The following is a 21034-nucleotide window of genomic DNA, read 5'->3' on the forward strand; positions in this document are numbered from 1 at the left end:
CCTGGTCGCCGACACCGGTGTCGGACCCCTCCCACCATGACGACCCCGGCGCCCATGGTCAATCTCCGGCGGGGGAGCGGTGGCGCCGCCGCGTCAGCGCACCACGGGCAGCGGCCCGGAGGGCCGGTCGAAGAACAGCGGCTGGGTCTGCTCGCGCGGGTCGGGCGTGCGGGGGAGGACCCCGGTCGGGGGCTCGGCCCCGGCCACCCGGTCCGGACGACGCGTCCGGGGGAGCAGACCGGTCGGCGGCTCGCTCCCCTCCGACGGCGGTCGCATCCGCGGCAGGACGCCCGTGGGCGGCTCGGCCGGGTCGAGGGGCTCTCCGGCAGGGCCGGCGGTGGGCTCCGCGCCGGAGCCCTCGCCGTGGCCGATGACGGACCCCTCGCCGGGCTCCGTCGTGGACGGTGTGGTGGACGGCGCCGCGGACGGCGTGGTGGACGGCGCCGCGGACGTGGCCTCGGCTGCGGCGCGGCAGTCGGCGAGCAGCTCCCGCACGTCGCCGGTCACCGGGTGGCCGGCGCCCAGCGCCCGCTCGGCGTCGGTGAGCGTCGCGGCGAGCAGCCCGGCCGCGCCGCGCGGGTCCCCGGTGTCCGCACGGGCCAGAGCCAGCGCGGCCCGGGACGCGATCGTGCAGGGGTGGGTCCCCCCGAGCACCCGTGCGCGCCGGGTGATGACGTCCTCGTGCCGTCGGACGGCCTCCTCCGGATCCCCGCTCACCCGGTGGGCCGCCGCCACCGTGTCGGCGGCCGCGAGCGACGCCGGGTGGTCCGGCCCCAGCAACGCCTCGCGGGCGGAGAGGTTGCGGGTGGCGATCTCCAGACCCCCGGTCCGGTCGTAGCCCAGCAGCAGCGCGACCGCGAGACTCCCCTCGGCGACCAGCGTGTCGGCGTCGTCGGGGCCGAGGTCGCGCCGGGCGGCGGCGAGGACCTGCTGCACCCGCCGGGTCGCGTCCAGCAGAGCGGGCATGTCACCGGCGCGGCCCGCGGCGCGGACGTCGGTCGCGGCGCGGTCGTGGCGGTCGCGCAGGGCGGCGCGCAGGGGGTCGGTGGTCGTCGACCGGCCCGCCTGGTGGTGCGGGACGGTCACTCTCCGATCGGCCACGGACACCTGGCCTCCTCCTCGCTCGTCGACCGGCCGCAACTCACCCGGACGGCCCACATGATCGTCACTGAACGTACCTGTAACCGCCGGTACCGCGCGCGGTCCTGAGGCATCCGAGGCCAAGGCCACCCTTCTCGATCACAGTGCGTGGCAAGGGGTGGACCCATCGTTCCCGGGCGGCGTGCCCGGTGGCGTCCTCGTCCGGGGTGCGGCTTGTGGTCGCCGGGCGTCGGGCAAGTCCGGGTGGCGGCTCACCCGGCCGTGCGGTCCGGGTGCCCGGACGGGTGCACGTGGGGCGCGCGGCTGGAGCGCGGCCCCCGGGACCTCGACAATCGCGCGCACGCCGTGCGGAGAGGGGGCCTCGTGTCGGGGCAGGGGGACGCCGGCCACACCGAGGGTGGGGTCGCGGACGACGCCGGGGCGGTGGGGCGGCCGGACACCGGCGCCGATCCCGCCACCGGTGAGCGGACGGACCGGTCGGCGCGCCGACCGTCGCGGCCGCCACCTCCACGACCGCCGCTGCGGCGGTCCGCGCCGTTCCTGGGGGTGGGCCCGTCCACTGTCCCGGTCGGGGACGACCCCGGCCTGCCGGGGATCGAGGAGTTCGGCGCGGGTGCCACCGCTCCGGGTGCGACGGCGTCGGGTGTCGCTGCGCCGGATGCCGCCGACCCGGCGCCGGACCGTCCGGCGGCCGGCGTCGGTGTGTCCACCGACCCGGCTCCGGCCCGCCCGGGCGCCGCCGCGACCTCCGCCGCCCCGGCCCCGCGGGCGCCGGGCGCGGCCGGGGACGATCCGGCCCCTGCGGGGGCGGACGCCGTGGTACCGGACGGGGCGGGCGCTGCCACGGCGGCCCCGGCGGCGCCGGTCGCTGCCGGGCCGACCGCGGTCCCGGAGAGCGCGGTCCCGGAGAGCGCCGTCCCGGAGAGCGCCGTCCCGGAGGTCACCGGCCCGGAGAAGCCGGTCCCGGAGAGTGTCGTCCCGCGGAGCGCGCCCCTGCAGAGTGCGCCTCCGGACAGCGCGGCTTCGGACAGCCCGGCCCCGGACAGCGCGGCCTCGGTCGGCGCAGTCCCGGTCGGCGCGGCCCCGGACAGCGCGGCTCCGGTCGGCGCGGCCCCGGACAGCGTCGCCGACCGACTGTGCGCCCAGGCGCCGGATCCCGACGACCCCGCCGTGCGCGACCTGCCCGAACCGCCGGAGGCCGGTCCCGCTGCGGCGCGGGGAGCCGCCCCGGCCGGCCCGCCCCGGCCGCCCACGACCGGTCCCGACCCGACCCTGCGCGGGGCGCCCGCGGTCGCCCCGCGCCCGGCGCCACGGCTCACCGCCGTGGTGCTCGTCGGGTCGCTGCTGGCGGCGGCGGGCGCGGCTGCGGGCGCGGTCGCCCTCGTCGCCCGGCAGAGCGACGGCGCGGGCTGGCCCGCCGCGACCGACCCCACGGCCGTGACCCGCCCGGACGGGGTCGGCGGCGGTCTACCGGCGGACCAGCGGCCCCTGGTCCCCGTACCCGGTCGTCCGCCCGGACCGGCGGACCCCCCTCGCGGCGACGGAGCCGTGTCGCCGGAGCAGACCCGCGCCGATCCCGACCCGGGCGCCGGGTCCCGCCCGGACCCGGGTGTGCGCCCGGGTCGTGCCGATCCCGCCGCACCCGCGGCGTCGCGCCCCGCGCCGGGCGCCGGGTCCGCACCGGCGGGTCGCGGCGCGCCCTCGTCGGGTCCGCAGCCGGTACCGGGCGGACCCGACGCACCGGCACCCGGCGGACGCGGGACCGCACCGGGTACCCCCGGTGCGCCGACCGGGAGCGGGGCACCGGGCGTACCCGGCACCTCACCCGGCGGCACGTCCCCGGGCGGTCCGGGTACACCGGGAACGGCACCGGCGGACCCCGGTGGTGGGTCCGGCGCGGGGCAGCCCCCCGACGGTGGCACCGGCCCCGGGGCCGGACCCACCGGGGACCCCGCGCCCGGGGCGGGCGACGGGCCGGGCGGTGGCACGACACCCTCGCCCGGGGCGGGCGGCGGGGACGACGCCCCCGACGGGGGCGGCGACGGAGCGGACCCCGGCCCGGCGACCGGTGCACCGCCGTCCGCCGGCGCCACCGGGACCGCCGGGGATCCGACGGCCCCGCCCGCACCCGCGGGGTCCTGACCGCGTGACGCCGTGCGGCGGTGGCGCCTCAGCCCACCGCCAGGATCTGCTCGCGCAGGATGTCGGCGTGCCCGCAGTGGTGCGCCAGCTCCCGCAGCACCTGCAGGTGCACCCAGCGCACCGTGATCGGGTAGCCGCGTCCGGTCACGGTGTCGTCCGGACCCACCCCGGCGACGGCGGCCCGGGACCGGGCGCACACCTGCTGGTAGTGGCGACGGACCGAGTCGACGGTCTCGTCGTCGGCGGCCAGGAACGACTCCTCGACCGTGTCGGGGAGCCCCAGCTCCGCCCGCGACGCACCCGACACCGCCATCCCGAACCACACGGACTCGACGAACGCGGCGTGCCGGACCAGGCCGAGCAGCGTGGTCGCCGACGGGACCAGCCTGCGGCGCGCCTGCTCCTCGGTCAGACCGTCGAGAAGACCGGCGATCAGCGTCCGGTACTCCTCGACGAACGCGCTCACCTGGGTGGACTCGTCGCCGACCTGCACGGAGAAGGAATCCGAATGATGGTGTCAAGCCGCGGTAGCGGGTTGTGGTGCGGTGATGGTGAACATTCTCCGGTCACGCAGCAGGGCCCACAGGACGTCGACCAGGCGTCGGGCCAGGGCGAGCAGAGCTTGGGTGTGCAGCATTCTTTCGCTGCGTTTGCGCTGGTAAAAGGCCCGGGACGGGCCGTTGACCTTGAGGCTGGACAGCGCGGCCATGTAGAACACTCGCCGCAGGCGGCGGTTGTAGCGTCGTGGGCGGCGCAGGTTCCCGCTGATCCGGCCGGAGTCCTGGGGCACTGGGACGAGGCCGGCGTAGGAGGCCAGCCGTCCCGAGCTGGCGAAGCCACCCAGCTCGGAGCCGACATCAGCGCCGATACTGCTGCTGACACCGCCGTTGGTGGCGGTGAGGAATTCCGCGCCCAGAATGGGGCCGAGTCCGGGCAGCGACTCGATGATCGCCGCGTCCGGGTGGGTGCGGAACACGGTGGTGATCAGCTTGTCGGTGTCTTTGATCTCCCGGTCGAGCTCCAACAGCCGCCGGGCCAGGCCGGCGACAAGGACCGCGGTCCGCGTCTCGCTGGGCAGGGTCACGGTCTGGGCGTGGGCTGCGGCGACCGCGGTGGCCGCCATCGTGGGGATGCCTGGTGCCCATGCCCGGTGGGCGTGCAGATACTCGATCACTCCGGCTGTGTCCGCGTCTCGGAGCGCCTGCGGTGTCTGGAACCCGGTGACCAGCACCAGAGCGCTGCGGGTGGAGTAGTCGAAGGCCGCCTCGAGACCGGGAAAGATCGACCCGAGCAGGTCACGCAGCCGGTTGACCCCGCGTACCCAGTCAGCCATCAGGTCCTCGCGGTGGGCCACGAGCCGACGCAGCTCAGCAGTGGTCTCGTCAGTGGCGGTAACCACGGTGAGGTCGGCGCCGGACATGCGGGCGGTGTCGGCGATGACCTTTGCGTCGCGGGCGTCGGTCTTGGCCTCCCCACGGAACACGCCGCTCATCCGGTTGACGACCCGCCCGGGAACGTAGACCACCCGCTGGTCGGCTGCGGTGAGGACGACCTGCAACAGCGCGGCATAGCTGTTGGTCAGATCGATCGCCCACCGCACGTCCTCGGCCGCGGCGGACGCCCGATCGAGCAGAGCTTCGATCGCGGCCTGGTCGTTGCCGACCTTGCGGGAGAACACAACCTTGCCCTCGGCATCGACAGCGCAGGCGTGGTGGGTCCTTTTCCCGACGTCGATCCCGATCCAGACCACTGCTCGTCGCGCCACGAACAAACTCCTGTTGTTGCAGTTCACGCCCGTGGACAACCCGCCATCAGGTCCCTAATCAGCGACGGTTCGCATCAGATCCGAATCAGTGGCCAGGCCTGTCCAGAACGACGGGGCGGCCATTCCTTCCGAGCCACCGAAGCGGCAACAGCTCATCAGCCACACCCCGTCGTCCCGGGCATCCGGGGCATCAACCCCGAACTTAGAGGTCGTTTCAGAAGTCGGCGTGTCGGTCCTGTGTGGATCGGCGCTGGTAGCTGATCATGTCCGGTCGTGGCGCGGCGATCTTGTGTCGAGCGATTGGTGAGCGACGAGCTGTGGGCGCTGGTGGAGCCGCTGCTGCCCAAGCCGCGCAAGCACAAGCGGGGACGGACAGGCCGTCCGCGGGTGCCGGATCGGGCCGCTCTGGCCGGGATCGTGTTCGTGCTCAAGACCGGGATCAGCTGGAACGCGCTGCCCGCCGAGCTCGGCTGTGGGTCCGGAGTGACCTGCTGGCGGCGGCTACGGCAGTGGCAGCAGGCCGGGGTCTGGGCCCAGCTGCACCGGGTGATGCTCGACCGCCTCGCCCAGCAGGGCCTGCTGGACTGGTCGCGGGCGGCGGTGGACAGCGTGAGCGTGCGGGCCAAGCGCCGCGGCGAGGCCACCGGGCCCTCGCCGACCGATCGCGGGAAGGCGGGCAGCAAGTACCACGTGCTCTGCGACCGAGGCGGGCTCCCGCTGCATGCGCTGGTCACCGGGGCGAACGCCCACGACAGTCGGATGCTCGCCCCGCTGCTGGACACCAACCCCGGCGTCCGCGAACGGGCGGGACAGCCGGGGCGTCCGCGACGTCGGCCGGACAAGGTGCACGCCGACAAGGGCTACGACTATCCCCGCTGCCGCCGCTACCTGAGTGGGCGTGGGATCGGGGTGCGGATCGCCCGGCGCGGGATCGAGGACTCCACCCGGCTCGGGCGGGTCCGCTGGGTCGTCGAGCGCACCATGTCCTGGCTGCTGGACTTCCGCCGCCTCGCGCTGCGCTACGACCGCGCCGAATCCACGATCACCGCGCTGTTATCGCTGGCCTGCGCCCTGATCTGCCACCGCCGCCTCACCAAGCCGAAGCCGAAGCCGAAGTGATGGTCGACCCAGCCCTCGCTGAGGCACTCGCCTACGAGGTCGGGGCCAGCGGCCGCCAGGCCAGCCACTCCAAGGCCCGGTCGGCCTCGTCAGGGTCGAAGCGGTGCGGGTCGAACGGCCCGCCCGCCCACTCCAGGCGCTCGGCGCGGTCGGGATGGTCAGGGTCGGCGAGCACGGCCTGGAAGTCCTCATACCCCCCGATCCCGCCGACGTCCTCGGGCGGGCACGCCCCCTGCCCGGCGACGCATCGCGGATAGCACACTCCCGGCTCGACGGCCGCGACCGCCTCGACGGTGATCTCGTGGGCCCAGTTGTCACCGAAGTCGTAGACGTAACCGAACCGGTCACCAGCCTTGACCAGCCGAAACAGCTTCTCTTTCGTCTCGTCGGCGACATCCTGTCCGGGCCAGTCCGGGTCTGGGATCCCGTAGCGGCGCCCGACGATCTCGAACTCGTGCAGATGAGAGTTCGTCCAGCCCATCACTGACTGCACCACCTCGTGTAACACCGCCAAGTCGACCTCGCCCGGCACCTGCACCCGACGCCGGACCGCCGGCACCACCTCGGTCAGGACGATCTCCAACTCGAAAATCTTCGTCTTCTCAGACACACGAGGCGCGACCATCAGCCGATGCTGCCAGCCCCGCCGTCACCGGCAGAACCGGGCCCACCACTTCTGAAACGACGTCTTAGAGGTCGCGCGGATTGGTTGGTGATCATGGACGTCGTGCAGGTCGGGCGTTCCAGCGGTGTGTGGTCCAGGCCTGCCGAATCAAGCTACGGAGTGTGACGATCGTGTCGGCGAGGTCGAAGAACGCGTCGACGACGATTTCTCGTCGTTCGTAGCAGCGCTGCAGCCGGTTGAAGCTGTTGTGCCAAGCGTTGGTCCGCTCGACGTGCCAGCGGCGGGTGGCCTGGATCGGCGCTTTCTCACCCTTGTGCGCGATCTCGCCGTGCAGGCCTCGTTCGGCCAGCGTGTCGCGGGTCTTGCCGGAGTCATAGCCGGCGTCGAGGTGCACGGTGATGTCGTCGGGCAGCGGGCCGAGAGCATCGAGGCGGTCGAGGGTGGGGCCCAGTAGCGGGGAGTCGTGCCGGTTGGCTCCGGCCAGGACTCGGCCCAGCGGGATGCCGTATCCCTCGACGAGCACCGAACGTTTCATACCCTGTTTGCGCCGGTCCACCGGCGACGGACCGGCGACCTCGCCGCCGCCGGGGGCCTTGGTGATGGCGCCATCGACGGCGATGTCGTGCAGCAGCAGACCGACGATGCGGTCGTAGGCGTCCAGGACGATCCGACGCAGCTGGGCGAAGACCCCGAGCCTGATCCACTCGTCACGACGATCGCGGATGGTGGTCGCCGAGCAGGTGCTGTCAGCGATGCCCTCATACGAGCAGCCGAACCGCAGTACCTGCAGGAGCTTGTCGAACACGATCCGATCCGCGATCCGGCGGCGATGGCAGCCCAGCGGATGGGTGGGATCGAACTCGTCTCGATGAGGCAGCAGCGCGGTGAACTGGTCCCACAACGGCTCGGTCAGCCATGATGGCAGGGTGGGCACGCGGCCTCCAGACGATCACGAAGCGTAGATAACTTCATGATCGGCAGGCCCGTACCCGCCCTCGCCCCCAGACACTCGACCGCGGCCAAGCTGTGACCAATCCGCGCGACCTCTTAGGGGCGGCTCATGGCGGTGACCCTACGACCGTGGTCGGACGGCGGAGATCGTTCCCGGCTCCGACGCGCCCGGGGGACCCCGGCCCGCACCGTTGCGGCATGAGCACCACAGACCGGGCCTCCGGCCCACCGTCGGCAGCACCCGCCGGACCGCGCAGGGGCCCGTGGCCGCGCGGCAGGCACCGGCCCGGACGCACCAGGGTCGTCGGCGTCGACGCCGCCCGCGGCCTCGCCGTCCTCGGCATGATCGTCGCGCACGTCGCCGTCGCGGCGGACCCGTCCTGGGCGGTCCAGGCGGTGAACGGGCGTGCCGCGGTGCTGTTCGCGGTGCTCGGCGGGGTGTCGCTGGCCCTGATGACCGCCCCCGTCCTCGCCGCGCCCACCGCACGGAACCGGGCGCGGCTGCGCCGTCGGATCGCCGTCCGGGCCGTGCTGCTCGTGGTCCTCGGGCTGCTCCTGGCCGTGATCAGCACCGGGCCGATGGTCATCCTCGTCGTCTACGGGGTGCTGTTCTGGCTGCTCCTGCCGGTGCTGTTCGCCCCGGCCCGGGCGCTCGCGGTCGCCGCCGCGGTCTGGGCGGTCGCCGGGCCGCTGCTGTCCTGGGTGCTGCGCGCCCGGTTCGGCTCCACCACCGACGCCGCCGGGCGGACGGTGCTCGGCGCGACCGTGCACCCGGCCGACCTGACCTCGCCCGCCGGGCTGTTGCACGCCCTGGACACCGTCCTGCTCAGCGGCGCCTACCCGGTGCTGACCTGGATGCCGTTCCTGCTCCTGGGGATGGCGCTGGGACGGCTCGACCTGCGGTCCGCCGGGGTGCGGTTGCTCACCGGCGGCGCCCTCGGCGCGCTGGCCGGCTACGGCGGGTCCTGGCTGGCCCTCGACGTCCTCGGCGGGCGGGACGCGCTGCTCGCCTCCGTGGCGCCCGTCGCCGACCGGCTCGGCGTCCCGGCCGAGCTCGCGCTGCAGCTGCTCGGCGGCAGCGCGCTGGGCACGGTCGCCACCACCACACCCGCCTGGCTGCTCGCGGCGACGCCGCACAGCGGCAGCCCGTTCGACGTCGTCGGCGCGGCGGGGGGCGCGGTCGCCGTGCTCGGCCTGTGCCTGCTCGCCGCGCGTCGTGCCGGGCCGCTGCTCGCCCCGCTCACCGCGACCGGCTCGCTCGCCCTGACCCTGTACGCCGGGCACATCGCGCTGCTCGCCGCGCTCGGGGAATGGCCGCAGGAGTCCCCGTGGGCGGCCACCGCGCTGGTCGCGGGTCTCGCCGTCGCCGTCGCCCCGGTGTGGCGCGGACTGGTCGGGCGCGGCCCGCTGGAGGCGTTCGTGCACGTGGTCTCGGTCCGCGCGGCCGGAGCTCCGACCACGGTCGGAGCCGCGGGATCGGCCCCCGCTCCGATGCCCGGCGGGCCCGCCGCGGGCCAGGCTGGGGACATGCAGAACGGCACGACGGGCCGCGCGCCCGACACGATCGGGTACCGGGGATCATCGGACCCGGCGCGGGAGGAGGCACGATGAGCATCGCGACCCGTGTGCGGGACTCCCTGCGTCGCCTGCCCACGCTGCGGTCGACCCCCGCCGAGGCACCCACGCTGGTCGAGCGGGCGGTGGCCCTCGGGCGGCGCAACCCCGTCGTCGTCGACGCCGTCCTGGCCGCGCTGCTCATCTGGGTCGCGGTCAGCTGGACCCTGGAGGGCAAGGGCGTCCGCTCCGACATGCGGATCGAGGCGCTGGTCGTCTCGGTGCTGGCGGCGCTGCCGGTGCCGCTGCGCCGGGTGTACCCGATGCCCGCCGCGATCGCGACCGCGGTCGTCGCGCTGGTCTGCTCCTTCGCGCTGCCCGGCACGATGGCCGCGTTCCTGCTGCCGTCGCTGGTCATGGGGTACTCGGCCGTGGCCTACGGGCCCCGCTGGGCGGGCTGGCTGGCCCTGGTCGTGCTCGCGGTGGGGGTGTTCGGACCGTTCGTGGCGCGCGGACCCGCGGCGCTGTTCGCCTCCCCGGACATGACCCCGCTGGTGGTACTGGCCCTGTTCGGCGCGATGGCGACGGTCCCGCTGCTGGTGTGGCTGCTCGGGTCGCTGCGCCGCGCCGCGCACCGCCGCACCCTGGACCTGCGCGAACGCAACCGGCTGCTGCAGGAGGCCCGGCGTCAGGAGGTCCGCCTCGAGCTGCTGGCCGAGCGGTCGCGGATCTCGCGGGAGGTGCACGACGTCGTCGCGCACTCGCTGTCCGGGATCATCGCCCAGGCCGACGGCGGCCAGTTCGCCGCCCAGCGCGACCCGGCGAAGGCGGTGGAGGTCCTGTCCGGCATCGCGACGACCGGCCGCTCCGCCCTGTCCGACGTGCGCGGCCTGCTGGTCATGCTGCGCGACACCGGCCCCGACCCCGACGGCGACCCGGACGACGCCGCCCGCCCGCAGCCCGGCGCCGGGGACGTGCCCGCGCTGGTGGAACAGGTCCGCAGCGGCGGGCTGCCGGTCGAGCTCACCACCACCGGCACCCCGCGCGAGCTGCCGACCGGTCCGGGGCTCACGGTCTACCGGATCGTGCAGGAGTCGCTGACCAACGTCATCAAGCACGCCGGGCACGGCGTCCCCACCCACGTCGGCCTGCACTGGACCGCCGACGAGCTGACCGTGCGCGTGCACGACGACGGCGCCCGCGGCCCCGTACCCACCCCGCCCCGGGGCGGGCACGGGCTGACCGGGATGCGCGAGCGCGCGGCCCTGCACGGCGGCTCGGTCGAGGCCGGTCCGGCCTCCGGCGGTGGCTGGACGGTCCGGCTGCGCCTGCCCCTCACACCCCCGGCCCGAGGAGAACGGTGAACCCCGTACGTCTGCTGCTCGTCGACGACCAGGAGCTGGTCCGCACCGGCTTCGCGATGGTCCTGGACTCCTGCGACGACCTCAGCGTCGTCGCCCAGGCCGGTGACGGCGAGGCCGCGCTGGCCGAGCTGGACCGCACCGGGGTCGACGTCGTCCTGATGGACGTGCGGATGCCGCGCCTGGACGGCATCGCCGCGACCCGGCGGGTCGTCGCCGAGCACCCGGGGGTGCGGGTCCTGGTCCTGACCACCTTCGACCTCGACGAGTCGGTCACCGAGGCCATCGCCGCCGGGTCCAGCGGGTTCCTGCTCAAGGACGTGTCCCCGCAGGACCTCATCGAGGCCGTCCGGACCGTGCACCGCGGGGACTCGGTCGTCGACCCCGTCTCCACCCGCCGGCTGCTGCGCGCCACCCGGCCGCTGCTCACCGCGCCCGAGCCGACCGCCGCGGAGCCGTCGGTGGACGCCGTCGCCGCGCTCGAGGAGCTGACCCCGCGGGAGCGGGAGGTGCTGGAGCTGGTCGGCAACGGCCGCTCCAACGCCGAGATCCGCACCGAGCTGGTCGTGTCCGAGGCGACGGTGAAGACCCACATCGGGCACCTGCTCGCCAAGACGCAGTCCCGCGACCGCGTGCAGCTCGTCGCCCTGGCGTTCCGGGCGGGGCTGGTCAGCTGAGCGGCGTGGAGAAGCCGGGGTGGTCGCGGAGGTTGACCTGGTCGCAGGTCCGCGCGAACGCGTCGACCTCCTGCTCCGACGGTGGTGTCGTCCGCGCGGCGAACTCCGCCAGGCCCCGGAAGTAGCGCTCCCGCGGGGCATCGGGCACGAACAGGATCAGGAACCGCGCGTCGGAGCCCGGGCCGGTGCGGAACGCGTGCACCCCGTGTGCCGGGACGTGCACGAGGTCACCCGGCCCGGCCTCGGTCCAGCTGTCCCCGGTCATGACCCGCAGCGCCCCGTCGAGGACGTAGAAGCTCTCGGTGAACCCGGTGTGGAAGTGCGGCAGCGCGCCGGGCGCGTCCGCCGGGATCCACGACTCGAACAGCCCGAACCCGCCGCCGACCTCCGCGCCGGGGGCGGCGAACCGGGTCCAGGACCCGGTCGGGGAGGTCACGGCGCGCTCGGTGGCCGCGGCGGGACGCCACACCGCGCCGGGCTCGGGGAAGCTCACCCACCGACCGTAGCCCTCCGGGGCCCTCCGGTGACCGGGCGTCCCGGCGCGGCAGCCGGTCGCCGCCGGTCCGGGGCGTGGGGGAGCACCGGGGCGGCCGGCGCCCCTCGGTATCGTCGACGACGCTGCCGCGGGCGTCCGGCCGCGGTCGGAGCGGAGAGGCGAGGTGAGGCACGTGCGTGTCCTCGCCCCGTTGGTGCTGCTGGTCCTGGCGCTGGTGCTGTGTGCGGGACCCGCCGCCGTCACCGCCCCGGGCGGCCACGGCACGACGGCGGTCGTCGCCGGATCGGACTGCTCGCAGCACCCGCTCACGCTCGGGCACGCGGGCGACTGCGAGCAGGCCCCCCGCCGCGACGACGACCTGCCCGCCCCGTCGCTGCTGCCGGTCGCCGTGGTCGCCGTCCTGGCGTCCGGGCACCCCGACACCCCGCCGCCCGCCGCACCGGAACGCACGCTGTGCGCGCCGTCGCCGGTGGAACACCTCTGCGTGGACCGCAACTGAGGCGTGCGGTCGATCCGCCACCGCGTCCCCGCATCCGTTCCGACCCGGCCGTCGCGCCGGGCCCCGTGGAGGAAGACTCCCGATGACCCGCAACGTCAAGATCTCCCTGGCCGTCGTCGGCGCGTTCGCGCTGATCGTGGCCGCGCTGCTGTTCGCGACCCGCCCCGGCACACCGGACACCGGCGCCGCGGCCGCAGGCTCGCCCGACGCCCTCGTCACGGCCGACTCCGCCCGGCTCAACGAGGCCCCGAACGCCTCGGCGACCCTGGTCGAGTTCGCCGACTTCCAGTGCCCCGCCTGCGGTCAGGTCCAGCCGATCATGGACCAGCTGGTCCAGCAGTACGGCGACCGTGTGCAGTTCGTGTTCCGCAACTTCCCGCTGCCGATGCACCAGAACGCCGAGGCCGCCGCGGTCGCCGGTGAGGCCGCCCGTGCCCAGGGCGCGTTCCACCCGATGTACGAGCGCCTGTTCCAGACCCAGCGCGACTGGTCCGAGTCCCCGGACGCGGCGACGGTGTTCCGCGGCTACGCCCAGGACCTCGGCCTCGACCTGGCCGCCTACGACGCCGCCGTCGCCGACCCGGCGACCGCCGCGAAGATCCAGGCCGACAAGGACGCCGGGACCGCGGCCGGTGTGGAGGGCACCCCGACGATCTTCGTCAACGGGGAGAAGGTGCAGCTGCGCTCGGTGCAGGACATCACCGACGCCCTCGACGCCGCGGTGAACCGGTGAGCATCCCCTCCACGGAGCGGACCGGGGAGATCCCCGCCGTCGCGCGCACCGACGCCCCGGCCGTACCGGGCCCGGTGCCGCGGTTCCTGCCGTGGCTGCTCGTCGTCGGCGGAGCGCTGGGGCTGGTCTCGGCGTTCACCCTCACCGTCGAGCGCATCGAGCTGCTGATGGACCCGGGGTACACGCCGTCGTGCAGCATCAACCCGGTGCTGTCCTGCGGGTCGGTCATGACGACCCCGCAGGCGGCGTTCTTCGGGTTCCCCAACCCGCTGCTCGGGATCGGGGCGTTCGCGGTCGTGGTGACGACGGGTGCGGCCCTGCTGGCCGGGGCCCGCTTCCCACGCTGGTGGTGGGTGGGGCTGACGGCGGGCTCGGCGCTCGGTGTCGTCTTCGTACACTACCTGATCGTCCAGAGCCTGTACCGGATCGGGGCGCTCTGCCCGTACTGCATGGTCGTGTGGGCCGTGACGATCCCGATCCTCTGGTACACGCTGCTCGCGACCCTGGACACGCTCGGCGGAGCCGCACGGGGGCTGTACGCCCGCGTCGCCGGCTACCACGCGGTGCCGGTGGTGCTGTGGTTCCTGGTGGTCGTCGGGCTGATCCTGCAGCGCTTCTGGACCTACTGGTCCTCGCTGCTCTGAACCGGCTCGGCACCGGCGCGCGGGGCCGGGGACGGGCGTCCCCGGCCCCGCGACGGTCAGCGTTCGCCGGTGGCCCGGTCGCCGGGGACCCGCTCCCCGGCCACCGGTTCCCCGGTGGCCCGCTCCTCGAGGGCCCGCTCCCCGGCGGCCCGGTCCTCGGACCGGTCCCCCTCGGCGCGGGTCCCGCCCAGCTCGGACTTCAGGATGCGGGTGGACCGGCCCACCGAGCGGGCCAGGTCGGGCAGCTTCTTCGCGCCGAACAGCAGCACGACGACCAGCAGGACGACGAGCAGCTGGGTCGGTCCGGGTGGGGTCATCGGATCCTCTCCTCCTCCGGCCGGGAATCCGCGGCGCGGATCCCCAGCACGTGACGCAGGTACAGCGGCCGCGTCGCGGCCACACACAACAGGAACGGCAGCACGACGGCCGCCAGCAGCGGCCACACCGCGGGCGGCGGTGCCGCCATCCCGAACAGGGGGGCGAGCGGGGTGTAGGGCACCGCGAGCCCGGCGAGCACGACGGCGGACACCGTCGCCACCACCGGCCGCGACGCCCGCCCGGCCCGGGTCCGCAGCAGGAGCAGCACCAGGACCTGGGACAGCACGCCCTCGGAGAACCAGACGGCCTGGAACACCGCCTGCTCCTGCGGGGTGTCCAGGCCCAGGAAGCGCCACACCGCCCAGAACGTGACCAGGTCGAACGCCGAGGCCAGTGGTCCGAGGACCGCCATGGACCAGAGCATCCCGCGGGTGTCCCAGCGCCGGGGCCGCGCCGTCCAGCCCGGCTCGACCCGGTCGAACGACAGCGAGAGCGCGGCCACCCCGAACAGCACGCCCTGGAGCAGCAGCTGCGCGGGCAGCAGCGGCAGGAACGGCAGCACCGCCGAGGCGACCAGGACCGACAGCGCGTTGCCGACGTTCAGCGCGGCCGTCACGGTCAGGTAGCGGGTGGCGCGCCTCAGGGTGCGTCTGCCCTCCTCGACCGCCGAGACGACGACGTCGGGGCTGCGGTCGGCCAGCACGATGTCGGCGGCCGCCCGGGCGGCGGGCACCGCCCCGTCGACGCCGATCCCGACGTCGGCGATCCGCAGCGCGCCGACGTCGTTGAGGCCGTCGCCGAGGAACCCCACGGTGTGGCCGCGCTGCTGCAGCGCGGCCACGACCCGCTCCTTCTGCAGCGGTCCGAGCCTGGTGAACAGGGTGGTGCGCTGCACCGCGCGGGCCAGTGCGACGTCGCCCAGCGCATCGAGCGCGGTGCCGTCGAGGACCCCGGTCACGGCGATCCCGGCCCGCGCGCACACCTGCTCGGCGACGGCGGTGTCGTCGCCGGTCAGGACCTTCACCGCGACGCCCTGCTCGGCGAACCGCTCCACCGCACGGGCCGCGGACTCCCGTACCGGGTCGACCATCCCGACGAAGCCCAGCAGCAGCAGGTCGCGCTCGGGGTCGTCGGCACCGGCGCCGAGCGGGCGCAGCAGGGGGGTCCGGCGGGTGGCGACGGCGACGACCCGCAGCCCGGTCGCGCGGTGCCGCGGCGTCGGCGGCCGCGGCACGCAGCGAGGCGGTCAGCTCGACGGCGGAGCCGTCGCGGACCACCCGGGTGCAGCGGGGGAGCACGGTGTCCGGGTCGCCGCGCACGACCACCAGCTCGCCGGGATCGTGCGCGTCGCGCAGCACCACCGCCGAGCGTCGCCGCGCGTGGTCGAAGGGCAGTTCCTCGACCCGGGTGAGCAGGCCGTGGGCGAGTAGCGCCGAGCCGTCCCGGTCGGCGGCGGCCATCGCGTCGTCGAGGCCGTCGCGCGGGGTGGTCTGGAACCGCACCGCGACCGCCGCCGCGTCGGCCGGGGCGGGGTCGGGTCGTCCGTCGACGTCGACGGAGTGGGTGAACACCACCCGGTCCTCGGTGAGGGTGCCGGTCTTGTCCAGGCAGGCGACGTCGATCGACCCGAGGTCGTGGATGGCCTCCGGGCGGGTCACCAGCACCCCCGCCTCGCGCAGCCGGGCGGTGCCGCGCAGCAGCGTCGTGCCGACGACCAGCGGCAGCAGCTCCGGGGCGAGCCCCACGGTCACGACGACGGCGAACAGCAGCGCCTGCCGCACGTCGCCGGACACCTCGACGTTCACCAGCAGCACCAGCGGCGCCGCGAGAAGCATGCAGCGCACCAGTGCCCGGCGCACCGACCGCAGGCCGCGGTCCACCTCGGACTCCGGCCGGGGCCTGCGGCCGCGGCCGGCCAGCTCCTCGGTGTGCGTGTGCGGGCCGGTGGCCAGCACCACCGCCGTCGCGGTGCCCCGCACCACCGTGCTGCCCGCGAACAGCAGGGTCCCGGCGGTGGTGAGCGGCCCGTCGTCGCCGGCGGCCCGTGACGGGCGTCGTCGCGGCGCCGGACGCGGCTCCCGCGCCGACGGCGGTGCCTTGGCCACCGGCAGCAGCTCGCCGGACAGCGACGACTGGTCGACCAGCAGGTCCCGGGCGTGCAACAGCCGCGCGTCGGCCGGGACGGGGTCGCCCGCGGCGAGCAGCACGACGTCGCCGGGCACCAGGTCCTCCGGCGGCACCTCGCTGTCCCGCGGGGCCGTCCCGGGCGCCGGGCGACGACGGACGGTGACGGTGGTCGCGGCGTGCGCCCGCAGCTCGCGCGAGAGCCGGTCGCCGCGGACGGCGTGCCACAGCCGCAGCCCGACCCCCAGTGCCGCGACGACGAGCACCAGCGTCGCGCTGCCGGGGCTGCCCGCGACGGCGAGCAGCACGCCGAGGACCGTCATCAGGCCGGAGAACGGCCCGGCGAGCGCACGACGGGCCCGCACGGCCGCGCCCGGGCGTCGTACGGCCTCGGTGGAGTTCTCGCCGTGGGTGTGCAGCCGCAGCGCTGCGGTGTGCTCGCAGAGCCCGCGCCGCGACGTCTCCAGGCCCCGGAGCAGCGCGAACGCGTCGGCGTCTGCCCAGCGTCGCAGCGCGACCTCGCCGGGAGTGGCGGGCGGGCCCGCCGGCGGGGGCGGCGGTCGCGCCGCGGCACCGTCGCGCCCGATCGTCCGGTCCAACGGTGCCCTCCGGTCCCCGGCACCGCGGCCGGCACCGCCCGGTACGGTAACAGTTGCGTAAGTGACGCAACTGTCTGGAGGCCCGGTGGAGACCGCCCCCGAGGGCCCGCAGCCCCTCGACCCCGAGCTGCTGGCCGACGCGGCCGCGGCGTTCGGGATGCTCGCCGCGACCTCGCGGCTGCAGATCGTCTGGCTGCTCGCCGACGGCCCGCGCGACGTCGGTTCCCTGGCCACCGTCCTCGGCCAGCCGGTCGCCGCGGTGAGCCAGCACCTGGCCAAGCTCAAGCTCGCTGGGCTGGTCCGGGCCCGGCGCGAGGGCCGTCACCAGATCTACGTCATCGCCGACGCCGGGATGGTCGAGGTGGTCCGCACCGTCGTCGCCGCCCAGGAACGCAGGCGGGAGCCGCACCCGGTGCGCGAGCGGGGGACCGCGTGAGGCCGCCGTCGGGCCCGGTGCCGCCGGACCGTCCGCGCCCCGCCGGCGCCGGCGCCCCGGGCGCCCCTGCCTCCCCGCGCAGCCCTGCCGGCCCGAACACCCCTGCCGGCCCGCCGGCCGCGGGCTCCGCCGGTGCGCCGGTGCGGTGGTCCGCCCCGGCTGCGGGGTGGCCGCGGTCCGGTGGGCCGGCGACCGCCCGGCCCGGCGCCCCGGCCGTGTCCCGGCCGCCCCGGCCGGGCCCCGGTAGCCCGTCGGGTGGAGCCGGACGACCCGCGGGTGACCGCCCAGCTGGCCCCGGCGGCCGGGGAACGGGGGGAGCCCTCCGGACGCGGTCGCGGCCCGCCGGTCCCGGCGCCCGCGTCACCTCCCCGATGCGCCCGGTCGCCCCCTGGCCGCGCGCCGAGCGGCAGGCCCCTGCCCCCGCCCGGCGCCGCGTCCGCGGTCTCGTCGCGGCGCTCTCGGTCGCGGTCTTCCTCGCCACCGGTGCCGGCTGGGCCCTGGTCGGCGGCTCCGGTGGTCTGACCACCGCCGACGTCACCGGCCCGCACGTCGCCGACGGCGCGACCGACATCCTGCTGGTCGGCAGCGACTCCCGGGTCGACGCCCGCGGCAACCCGCTGCCGCGCGAGGTGCTGGACGCCCTGGACGCCGGTGACGCCGAGGGCCAGGAGAACACCGACACCCTGATGCTCGTCCGCATCCCGGACGACCCCGATCTCGGCGCGTCCGCGGTGTCGATCCCGCGCGACTCGTGGGTCGAGGTCCCCGGGCTCGGCAAGCGCAAGATCAACTCGGCGCTGGCCCGTGGTGCGGCGATCGCCTGGCCGGACCTGGTCCGGCAGGGCCTGGCCGGCGCGGACCTGGAGCGGGAGGCCAACGCCGCGGGCAGCCGGCTGCTCGTGCGCACCGTCGAGGGGCTCACCGGTGTCTCGATCGACCACTACGCGCAGGTCAACCTGGCCGGGTTCGCCGACATCACCCGGGCACTCGGCGGGGTCCCCGTCTGCCTGCGCGCCCCGGTGCGCGACCGCTACTCCGTCGCCGACTTCGCCGCGGGCCCGCAGACCGTCCAGGGCGCGCAGGCCCTGCAGTTCGTCCGTCAGCGGCACGGGCTGCCCGAGGGCGACCTCGACCGCGTCCGGCGACAGCAGGCGTTCCTCGCCGGGCTGACCCACCGGCTGCTCTCGGCGGGGACCCTGGCCGACCCCACCGCCGTCGCGGACCTGATGCAGGCGGTCAACGGTGCCGTCGTGCTCGACCAGAGCTGGGACCTGACCTCGATGCTCGCCCACGCCGCCCAGCTGCGGGGCGACCGGGTCACCTTCCGCACCGTCCCGACCGGCCGGGCGGACTACCGGACGGGCAGCGAGGGCGTCGCGGTGCAGGTCGACCCGGCGGAGGTGACCGCGTTCTTCGCCGGTCTGGCCGCGCCCGGGCCGCCACCCGGAGCCGACGACGCGCAGGAGGCGGCCCCGCCCGCCCCGACGGCACCGGCCCCGGCCACCCCGAGCAGCGGGACCGGACGGGCCGCGGCGCCGCGGGGTGACCCGACCCCGGCCGCCGACACCCAGCCCGCGCTGACCGCCGACGGGGTGCCCTGCGTCGACTGACGCGGCCCCGTCACCCCGGCCGAGGAGCCTCCCATCACCGAGATCATCGACTTCCTGACCTCCGTCCCGCTGTGGGTGGTGGTGCTCGTCGCGGGGCTGGTCACCCTCGGCGAGACCACGATCGGCGTGGGTCTCGTCCTGCCCGGGGAGACCGTGCTCATCGCCGCCGCGATGGCCGTCCCCGACGTCCCGGCCGCGGTGCTGGTCACCGGGGTGGTGGCGGTCGCCGCCGCCTGCGGCGACTCGATCGGCTACGCGATCGGCCGCCGCTTCGGCCCGCGGCTGCGCGAGTCGCGGATCATCGGCCGGATGGGCCGCGACGCCTGGGACGACGCCGCCCGCACGCTGCGCCGCTGGGGCCCGTGGGCGGTGCTCGGCGCCCGGTTCCTGCCGGTGGTGCGCACGATGACCCCGGCCGCGGCCGGCGCGTCCGGACTGCCGCTGCGGCGCTTCCTGCCCGCCGTCGCCGTCGGGGCGACGGTCTGGTCGGCGGTGCACGTGACCGCGGGGTTCCTGCTGCGCGAGGCCGCCGAGCAGTTCGAGAAGGCCTTCGGGATCGCCGGCTGGGCGGTGCTGGGGGTCGTGGTCGTCGCCGGGGCGGTCGGCTGGCGGGTGCGCCGGCGACGTGCCCAGGCCCGGCGCGGGGCCGGGGCCGAGGCCGGAGCCGGCCGCGACGCCGCCTGACCGCGGCCCCCGACCCCACCCGTCCGCCGGCCACCGATGCATGCCCCGGCTCGGGAGGGGTCCCCGCAACGTCGACCTAGTGTCGCGTAAACGATGTTCTTTGACCGGGTCGGCAGTGGTTGAGTAGGTGGTCTGCGGGTTTGGTCCAGATGAACGGGTGGCAGCGTTCGTTCCAGCCGTCGATGAACCGGCCGATCGCGCCGATCAGTTCTCTGACGCTGCCGAAGCTGCCACGGCGAATGGCCTGGCGGGTGATGACCCCGAAAAAGACCTCGACCATGTTCAGCCACGATCCCGAGGTCGGGGTGAAGTGCAGGGTGATCCGCGGGTTGCGGGCCAGCCAGGCCTTCACTGCGGGGTGCTTGTGGGTCGCGTAGTTGTCCACCACCAGGTGCAGCTTGCGCCGCGGGTAGGCCTTCGCGACCTGCTTGAGGAACCGCAGGAACTCCTGATGGCGATGCCGCGGCAGGCACGCCTGCTCGACCCGCCCGGTCGCGACCTCTAACGCCGCGAACAGCGTGGTGGTGCCGTGACGGACGTAGTCATGCGTCCGTTTCTCCGGGATACCGGGCATGATCGGCAGGATCGGCGCTGTCCGGTCCAGGGCCTGGACCTGGGATTTCTCGTCGACGCAGAGCACGACGGCCTTGTCCGGCGGGTTCAGATACAACCCGACGATGTCGCGGACCTTGGCTTCGAGCTCGGGATCGGTGGAGAACTTGAACGTCTCGGACTTCCACGGCTGCAGCCCCCACCGCCGCCAAATCTTGCCGATCCACACGTGGGAGATCCCGAGCTCGGCACCGAGCAGCCGTGACGACCAGTGCGTGACTCCGAGCCGCTCAGGCGGCGGTTCCAGCGTGGCGAGCACGACCGCGACCTCGTCGATCACCGGCGGCCGGCCCGCCTTGGGCCGGTCGGCCAGCCCGGCGATCCCCTCAGCGGCGTAACGCTTCTTCCACCCGATCACCGTCGCCTTCGACGCCCCGACCAGTGTGACGATGTCCTTGACCGCCACCCCGTCCGCGGCCAGCAACACGATCCTGCCCCGTCGGGCCAGTCCCGCCGAAACCGACGAGGAACGCAGCCAGGACTCCAGCACCTCGCGGTCGGCGGCCGGAACGTCCACGGTCACGGTCAACGGCACAGCTCATGATCCCGTAAACCAGCCCGTGAGTAAAGTAACCTAGTTACCGCAACACTAGCTTCTCCCTGCCCACACGACCACCGAGCCGGCGGACGACTGCCGGATCGATGACCAGGAGGAGAAGTCATGCCCCACACGCTTCGTAGCGTTCTCGCCGGGACCGTGCTCGCAGTCGGTGCGTCGGTGGCGCTCGCCGCCCCGGCGCTCGCCGCCGGGCTCGGTCCGTACAACTCCAAGAACGAGTGCATCCAGGCCGGCATCGACTACGTCAACGTCGCATCGGGCGGCTACTCGAGCTACGAGTGCATCGGCAACGGCAACCCGAACACCGACTCGACGCAGTGGACCCTGTACCTCTACTGATAGAGGCCCGGGCGGGCGCGCATCGGACACGGCGTGTCCCGCCCGGCACGGCGGATCCGTGTGCTGCGCGCAACGATCGACATCGC

Annotated in this window: 21 protein-coding genes and 1 pseudogene; 12 read left to right on the forward strand and 10 right to left on the reverse strand. The window is 75.1% G+C overall.

All coding sequences use genetic code 11. The features are described 5' to 3' along the window. Positions 1-93: 93 nt before the first annotated feature. On the reverse strand, positions 94-1107 hold the full coding sequence (locus KPF47_RS01665; RefSeq protein WP_224386421.1) for a tetratricopeptide repeat protein: 1014 nt from the start codon (positions 1105-1107) through the stop codon (positions 94-96). Positions 1108-1464: 357 nt separating this feature from the next. Between KPF47_RS01665 and KPF47_RS01670 the strand changes: the two genes are divergently transcribed. Further along, positions 1465-3243 (forward strand): hypothetical protein, encoded by a 1779-nt coding sequence (locus KPF47_RS01670; RefSeq protein ID WP_224386422.1) that lies wholly within the window; start codon positions 1465-1467, stop codon positions 3241-3243. Between the two features lie 28 nt (positions 3244-3271). Here the strand turns inward: KPF47_RS01670 and KPF47_RS01675 are convergent, their stop codons facing one another. Together KPF47_RS01675 and KPF47_RS01680 are read right to left on the reverse strand one after the other, a co-directional pair. Further along, positions 3272-3709, reverse strand: a complete 438-nt coding sequence (locus tag KPF47_RS01675) for a DinB family protein (RefSeq protein WP_224386423.1) — start codon at positions 3707-3709, stop codon at positions 3272-3274. 51 nt (positions 3710-3760) lie between these two features. Continuing rightward, positions 3761-5008: an IS110 family transposase gene (locus tag KPF47_RS01680; RefSeq protein WP_224386790.1), complete on the reverse strand. Its 1248-nt coding sequence runs from the start codon at positions 5006-5008 to the stop codon at positions 3761-3763. Positions 5009-5281: 273 nt separating this feature from the next. Between KPF47_RS01680 and KPF47_RS01685 the strand changes: the two genes are divergently transcribed. After that, the gene (locus KPF47_RS01685; protein ID WP_224386382.1) at positions 5282-6127 is read left to right on the forward strand and encodes an IS5 family transposase; all 846 of its coding nucleotides are present in this window, start codon (positions 5282-5284) and stop codon (positions 6125-6127) included. A 31-nt stretch (positions 6128-6158) separates the two neighbouring features. Here KPF47_RS01685 and KPF47_RS01690 read toward each other — a convergent pair whose 3' ends face one another. Both KPF47_RS01690 and KPF47_RS01695 read right to left on the reverse strand, forming a co-directional pair. Next, complete coding sequence (locus KPF47_RS01690; RefSeq protein ID WP_224386178.1) at positions 6159-6752, reverse strand: plasmid pRiA4b ORF-3 family protein; 594 nt, start codon at positions 6750-6752, stop codon at positions 6159-6161. 91 nt (positions 6753-6843) lie between these two features. Beyond that, positions 6844-7686, reverse strand: a complete 843-nt coding sequence (locus KPF47_RS01695; RefSeq protein ID WP_224386276.1) for an IS5 family transposase — start codon at positions 7684-7686, stop codon at positions 6844-6846. Positions 7687-7901: 215 nt separating this feature from the next. On the opposite strand from KPF47_RS01695, the gene KPF47_RS01700 reads away from it, so the two are divergent. The 3 genes from KPF47_RS01700 to KPF47_RS01710 are packed head-to-tail and all read left to right on the forward strand — an operon-like array spanning position 7902 to position 11295. Beyond that, the gene (locus KPF47_RS01700; protein ID WP_224386424.1) at positions 7902-9314 is read left to right on the forward strand and encodes a heparan-alpha-glucosaminide N-acetyltransferase domain-containing protein; all 1413 of its coding nucleotides are present in this window, start codon (positions 7902-7904) and stop codon (positions 9312-9314) included. Further along, a complete protein-coding gene (locus KPF47_RS01705) occupies positions 9311-10621 on the forward strand; it encodes a sensor histidine kinase (RefSeq protein ID WP_224386425.1) in 1311 nt (436 codons plus the stop codon). Before KPF47_RS01700 ends, KPF47_RS01705 begins: the two co-directional genes overlap by 4 nt. After that, entirely contained in the window at positions 10618-11295 is a 678-nt protein-coding gene (locus tag KPF47_RS01710) for a response regulator transcription factor (RefSeq protein WP_224386426.1), read from the forward strand. Before KPF47_RS01705 ends, KPF47_RS01710 begins: the two co-directional genes overlap by 4 nt. Here the strand turns inward: KPF47_RS01710 and KPF47_RS39820 are convergent. Beyond that, positions 11288-11788: a cupin domain-containing protein gene (locus tag KPF47_RS39820; RefSeq protein WP_224386427.1), complete on the reverse strand. Its 501-nt coding sequence runs from the start codon at positions 11786-11788 to the stop codon at positions 11288-11290. The genes KPF47_RS01710 and KPF47_RS39820 overlap by 8 nt on opposite strands. Before the next feature lie 166 nt (positions 11789-11954). Between KPF47_RS39820 and KPF47_RS39825 the strand changes: the two genes are divergently transcribed. The 3 genes from KPF47_RS39825 to KPF47_RS01730 all read left to right on the forward strand — a co-directional run bounded on the left by KPF47_RS39825 (position 11955) and on the right by KPF47_RS01730 (position 13667). Next, positions 11955-12290, forward strand: a complete 336-nt coding sequence (locus KPF47_RS39825; protein ID WP_224386428.1) for a hypothetical protein — start codon at positions 11955-11957, stop codon at positions 12288-12290. Between the two features lie 82 nt (positions 12291-12372). Further along, positions 12373-13023, forward strand: coding sequence for a thioredoxin domain-containing protein (locus KPF47_RS01725; protein ID WP_224386429.1), 651 nt, complete (start codon positions 12373-12375; stop codon positions 13021-13023). Between the two features lie 2 nt (positions 13024-13025). Beyond that, positions 13026-13667, forward strand: a complete 642-nt coding sequence (locus KPF47_RS01730) for a vitamin K epoxide reductase family protein (RefSeq protein ID WP_374108786.1) — start codon at positions 13026-13028, stop codon at positions 13665-13667. 56 nt (positions 13668-13723) lie between these two features. Here KPF47_RS01730 and tatA read toward each other — a convergent pair whose 3' ends face one another. From tatA to KPF47_RS01745, 3 genes and pseudogenes are all read right to left on the reverse strand, one after another. Next, on the reverse strand, positions 13724-13984 hold the full coding sequence (gene tatA, locus KPF47_RS39655) for a twin-arginine translocase TatA/TatE family subunit (RefSeq protein ID WP_305080397.1): 261 nt from the start codon (positions 13982-13984) through the stop codon (positions 13724-13726). After that, a complete protein-coding gene (locus KPF47_RS01740) occupies positions 13981-15219 on the reverse strand; it encodes a cation-translocating P-type ATPase (RefSeq protein WP_224386430.1) in 1239 nt (412 codons plus the stop codon). Before KPF47_RS01740 ends, tatA begins: the two co-directional genes overlap by 4 nt. A gap of 100 nt (positions 15220-15319) precedes the next feature. Then, positions 15320-16708, reverse strand: a pseudogene (locus tag KPF47_RS01745) (cation-transporting P-type ATPase); the annotation flags it as partial. Between the two features lie 85 nt (positions 16709-16793). Here KPF47_RS01745 and KPF47_RS01750 point away from each other — a divergent pair. The 3 genes from KPF47_RS01750 to KPF47_RS01760 all read left to right on the forward strand — a co-directional run bounded on the left by KPF47_RS01750 (position 16794) and on the right by KPF47_RS01760 (position 19438). Continuing rightward, on the forward strand, positions 16794-17144 hold the full coding sequence (locus tag KPF47_RS01750) for a helix-turn-helix transcriptional regulator (protein ID WP_224386431.1): 351 nt from the start codon (positions 16794-16796) through the stop codon (positions 17142-17144). A gap of 371 nt (positions 17145-17515) precedes the next feature. Further along, positions 17516-18754, forward strand: coding sequence for an LCP family protein (locus tag KPF47_RS01755; protein ID WP_224386432.1), 1239 nt, complete (start codon positions 17516-17518; stop codon positions 18752-18754). A 78-nt stretch (positions 18755-18832) separates the two neighbouring features. Further along, positions 18833-19438, forward strand: a complete 606-nt coding sequence (locus KPF47_RS01760; protein ID WP_224386433.1) for a DedA family protein — start codon at positions 18833-18835, stop codon at positions 19436-19438. Between the two features lie 76 nt (positions 19439-19514). Here the strand turns inward: KPF47_RS01760 and KPF47_RS01765 are convergent, their stop codons facing one another. Further along, positions 19515-20579: an IS630 family transposase gene (locus KPF47_RS01765; RefSeq protein WP_255658826.1), complete on the reverse strand. Its 1065-nt coding sequence runs from the start codon at positions 20577-20579 to the stop codon at positions 19515-19517. A 132-nt stretch (positions 20580-20711) separates the two neighbouring features. On the opposite strand from KPF47_RS01765, the gene KPF47_RS01770 reads away from it, so the two are divergent. Then, positions 20712-20948 carry a hypothetical protein gene (locus KPF47_RS01770; protein WP_224386434.1) on the forward strand — a complete coding sequence of 79 codons (237 nt, stop codon included), beginning with the start codon at positions 20712-20714 and terminating at the stop codon, positions 20946-20948. Positions 20949-21034 lie beyond the last annotated feature (86 nt).

The organism is Pseudonocardia sp. ICBG1293, from assembly GCF_020131355.1.
Lineage (GTDB): Bacteria > Actinomycetota > Actinomycetes > Mycobacteriales > Pseudonocardiaceae > Pseudonocardia.

Excerpts from the sequence above, each read along its gene's own strand:
- KPF47_RS01690 (WP_224386178.1), bottom strand. The coding sequence starts at position 6,752 with ATGGTCGCGCCTCGTGTGTCTGAGAAGACGAAGATTTTCGAGTTGGAG.
- KPF47_RS01700 (WP_224386424.1), top strand. The coding sequence starts at position 7,902 with ATGAGCACCACAGACCGGGCCTCCGGCCCACCGTCGGCAGCACCCGCC.
- KPF47_RS01705 (WP_224386425.1), top strand. The coding sequence starts at position 9,311 with ATGAGCATCGCGACCCGTGTGCGGGACTCCCTGCGTCGCCTGCCCACG.
- KPF47_RS01725 (WP_224386429.1), top strand. The coding sequence starts at position 12,373 with ATGACCCGCAACGTCAAGATCTCCCTGGCCGTCGTCGGCGCGTTCGCG.
- tatA (WP_305080397.1), bottom strand. The coding sequence starts at position 13,984 with ATGACCCCACCCGGACCGACCCAGCTGCTCGTCGTCCTGCTGGTCGTC.
- KPF47_RS01755 (WP_224386432.1), top strand. The coding sequence starts at position 17,516 with ATGCGCCCGGTCGCCCCCTGGCCGCGCGCCGAGCGGCAGGCCCCTGCC.
- KPF47_RS01770 (WP_224386434.1), top strand. The coding sequence starts at position 20,712 with ATGCCCCACACGCTTCGTAGCGTTCTCGCCGGGACCGTGCTCGCAGTC.